General features: G+C 69.7%; 5 protein-coding genes and 1 pseudogene. 1 reads left to right on the forward strand and 5 read right to left on the reverse strand.

From position 1 onward, the window contains the following. Positions 1 to 418: 418 nt before the first annotated feature. Positions 419 to 1,581: pseudogene (locus tag G6R25_RS31010) on the forward strand (amidohydrolase family protein). 120 nt (positions 1,582 to 1,701) lie between these two features. On the opposite strand, the gene G6R25_RS22510 reads toward G6R25_RS31010, so the two are convergent. From G6R25_RS22510 to G6R25_RS28325, 5 genes are all read right to left on the reverse strand, one after another. After that, positions 1,702 to 1,863 carry a hypothetical protein gene (locus G6R25_RS22510; RefSeq protein WP_235949453.1) on the reverse strand — a complete coding sequence of 54 codons (162 nt, stop codon included), beginning with the start codon at positions 1,861 to 1,863 and terminating at the stop codon, positions 1,702 to 1,704. Positions 1,864 to 1,993: 130 nt separating this feature from the next. Further along, positions 1,994 to 2,239 (reverse strand): CoA-transferase family III protein, encoded by a 246-nt coding sequence (locus G6R25_RS28310; RefSeq protein WP_235949454.1) that lies wholly within the window; start codon positions 2,237 to 2,239, stop codon positions 1,994 to 1,996. Between the two features lie 36 nt (positions 2,240 to 2,275). Next, positions 2,276 to 2,782 (reverse strand): CoA transferase, encoded by a 507-nt coding sequence (locus tag G6R25_RS28315; RefSeq protein WP_336502372.1) that lies wholly within the window; start codon positions 2,780 to 2,782, stop codon positions 2,276 to 2,278. A gap of 33 nt (positions 2,783 to 2,815) precedes the next feature. Continuing rightward, on the reverse strand, positions 2,816 to 3,061 hold the full coding sequence (locus G6R25_RS28320) for an FCD domain-containing protein (RefSeq protein WP_336502368.1): 246 nt from the start codon (positions 3,059 to 3,061) through the stop codon (positions 2,816 to 2,818). After that, positions 3,058 to 3,534 (reverse strand): FadR/GntR family transcriptional regulator, encoded by a 477-nt coding sequence (locus tag G6R25_RS28325; RefSeq protein WP_235826517.1) that lies wholly within the window; start codon positions 3,532 to 3,534, stop codon positions 3,058 to 3,060. Before G6R25_RS28325 ends, G6R25_RS28320 begins: the two co-directional genes overlap by 4 nt. Positions 3,535 to 3,636: the final 102 nt, after the last annotated feature.

A 3,636-nucleotide genomic window follows, 5' to 3' on the forward strand; every position in this document is an offset into this window, starting at 1 on the left:
GCCCGAGCCGCAGGCGGCTGCGCTGACCATCAGTGCCGCCGACATCCCGAGCGCAAGAACGCCCCGCTGTCGCCATCGAGTGCGCGATCGCATCCGAACGTCCTCCCCACCTGTGCGTGCTGCGCGGATGGCCACGCGCATCGGGCAGCACACAGGTCCGGCGCGCCAGCGGAATATAGATTAAGGATACGACTGAGGTAAATCAGCCAGGGAGAGATGGGCGCCAACCCTGCCTGCCGGCGAACTCCGCCCCCGCCCGATGCATATGGCAACGACCCGGTCACCGAACGCGCCAGAGCAGCGAGATAACCGCCGGACGTCCGCGCCCAACCGCAGGTCAGCGACCTGACGCCGCAAACTTGGCTCCTAATTCGCTAGATGATGTAACGTCGGTTACAGCCGTATAGGAGGAGAAGCCATGCCGCTGCGGGACAGTCACCAGATCGTGTCCGTCGACGACCACCTCGTGGAACATCCCAGGGTCTGGCTGGACCGGCTCCCCTCGAAGTTCGACGGTCGCACACCGCGGATCGAGGAGCAGGGCGGCAAGCACGTCTGGGTCTACGACGGCGTCGTGTTCCCCACGATCGGCCTCAACGCCCGTCGCCGGGCGCGAGCCGCGGGACTGGGGGGTGGACCCCATGCGTTTCGAGGAGATGATCCCCGGCTGCTACGACCCGGTGGCGCGGCTGAAGGACATGGACGTCGACGGCGTCCACGCCGCCCCGTGTTTCCCGTCGTTCCCCGGCTTCGCCGGCGGGGTGTTCCACCGGGCGCCGGACAAGGAGCTGGCGCTCGCCTGCATCCAGGCCTGGAACGACTTCATGGTCGACGAGTGGTGCGCCGCCGCGCCCGACCGCTACATCCCACTGGCGCTGCTGCCGGTGTGGGACGTCGCGGCCTGCGTCGCAGAGGTCGAGCGGACGGCGGCCAAGGGCGCGCGCACGGTGTCCTTCCCGGACAGCCCCGTCCCGCTGGGCCTGCCCTCACCACTGGGAACCGCTGTGGGACGTCTGCGAGGCGACCGACGTCTCGGTCTCGCTGCACTTCGGGTCCGGGTCCTTCGTGCCCGGGTTCTCCTTCGCGGCGGCCAAGCCCGTCCCCGGCGGGATGGCCGCGCCGGACGCGCCGTTCGCGGTGGCGATCGCCTCGTTCGCCACCAACCTGATGTGGACCACCATCGATCTGCTGTTCTCGGGCGTCCTGCAGCGCCACCCCAAGCTGCAGTTCGCGCTGTCCGAGGGCGGCATCGGCTGGCTGCCCTACATCCTGGAGCGCACCGACCAGACCTGGGAGAAGCACCGCTGGTACCAGAAGGACATCGACTTCGACACCCGGCCGTCCGACCTGTTCCGCAAGCACTTCTGGGGCTGCTTCATCGAGGACAAGAGCGGCCTGCGCAACCGGCACGAGATCGGCATCGACCGGATCATGCTCGAGATCAACTACCCGCACTCCGACTCGACCTGGCCCAACAGCCGTAAGATCGCCGCCGACCTCATGAAGGACATCCCCGACGACGAGGTCGCGAAGATCGTCGAGGACAACGCGCGCACGCTGTACCGCTTCCCGCGCTCCTGACGGCACGCACGCCGGCGGCCCCCGTCTCCCCACTCCTGGAAACCAGGGGGTGGAGACGGGGGCCGCGGCGCGTCAGGGGGCGGCCGGCCGGGGACGAGGCCGGGCCTGGGTCGATCTCGGTCAGGCCAGCCACTCGGTCCGGTTGCGGAGCAGCTTCGCGGTGCCGACGCCGACGAACGCCGGGCGCGGTTCCACCTGCGGAACCGCGGCCAGCGCCCGCAGCACCACCGCGGAGTAGGGGGCCTGGTCGTCGGTGGGCGTGGCGAACTCGCCCCGCCCCACCCCGCCCCGCCCCAGCCCTGCCCGAACCGGAGCCGGTCACCGATCTGCGTGGGCACGCTGTTCTTCTAACTGCGGCGGGTCTCCGGACTGCGGCGGGTCTCCGGACTGCGGCGCGGAAACTGCCGCGCGGTCAGCGGATGGCCGACTTCTCCTTCAGAGCGATGATCTGTTCCCAGTCGAGGCCGAGTTCGAGCAGGATCTCCTCGGTGCGCTCGCCGTGCTCCGGCGCGGGGCTCAGCGCCGGCACCCAGTCGTCGTACTGCACCGGCTTCGAGGCCAGGGCGTAGCTGATCCCGGCGGCGTTGGTCACCTCGGTGACGTAGCCGTTGGCCTGCACCTGCGGGTCGTCGTGCAGCTCCAGCGGGGACTTCACCACCGACCAGACGCCCTCGATCTTGCTGAACCGCTCCTCTCAGTGGACCAGCGGGTGGGCCGCGAACGCCTCCCGGATCGTCGCGATGCACTCCCGGCGGTTGTCGAAGCGGGACTTCGCGTCGACGTAGCGGGGGTCGGCGAGCAGGTTCGGGCACTCGAGCGCCGCGCAGAACTCCGGCCAGTGCCGGTCGGCCTGCAGCAGGGAGAACCACAGGAAGCGGTCGTCGCCGGTCCGGTAGACGTTCGTCAGGGGATTCGGCATCTCGGCGATGTCGAAACGCTGCATCGTCGGCTGGCCCAGGATCTTGGAGCCGACGACGTCGTAGCTGCCCAGGTTGGCGTCGGGGCCGTGGGCGCCCTGCCCGTGCCCGCGGGCGTAGATGATGTCCGGGTTGGCCTCCCTGATCTTCTCGACCCCCACGCCGAAGCGCTCGCAGGAGTCCGGTAGCAGGTTGGTGAGGAAGACCTCGGCGCCCTGCACCAGCTTGTACAGCAGCTCGAGGCCGCGCTGCGGGTCACCCGTCTCGGGATGCTCGATCTTGATTACGTCGGCACCCCAGTCCGCGCGCGGGAGCGCTTAGCTCATCATCTCCACGACGGTGGTGGCCAGCGGGCCTTCCAGGTAGTGGCGGGTGGCCTCGTCGAGGTGCCGGGCCCACAGCCGGTGGACGAGGTCCGGCCGACCACGCTTGATCAGATCGACCAGGCGCACGTGGCTGCGGTGCACCTCCACGGTCTCCTTACGGGTCTGCACCTGGTCGACGTTCAGCGCGTAGCGACGGCGGGCGGTGCCGACGATGTGGTACATCATGTCGAGCATCACGGCGAGGGTCGGTTGTCGGCGAGCTCCGCCATCAGCCGGTGGAACTCCTCGTCGGCCGACGGGTCGTCCAGGTGCGCCTCGGCCCTGGCCAGGCACTCCTCGTCCGGCGTCGCCGAGGTCGCAACCAGCCGCGCCAGCGGGGCCTCGACCTCCGCTCGGGCCCGGTAGACGTCCGCCATGGCGGTCCCGCGGTACTCCAGCACGTAGCCGACGTAGCGGGCGGCGACGTCGCCGTTGGGGATCTGCACCCGGGCCCCGCCGTGCACGCCGCGCCGCACGGTGATCAGCGACTCCGACTCCAGGATGCGGAACGCCTCGCGCAGCGTCGGGCGGCTGACGCGGAACTGTTCCATGAGGGCCGACTCCGAGGGCAGGAGGTGGTCCTCCAGAAGCTCGCCGGTGATGATCTGCCGGCGAATCGTCCCAGCCACGAGCTCAGCCGCCTTGGGTACCCGAATACCGGCGGTCGTCACAGCCGTCATCCCTCGTCTCTGCGCCTCCACCGGCGCCTGCCTGCGAACGGAGCGGAGCCGCGGCGTCCAGGAGCCGGCCTGGGCCGAAATTGTCTAGCGGAA

It is taken from the genome of Candidatus Frankia alpina (assembly GCF_902806485.1).
Lineage (GTDB): Bacteria > Actinomycetota > Actinomycetes > Frankiales > Frankiaceae > Frankia > Frankia alpina.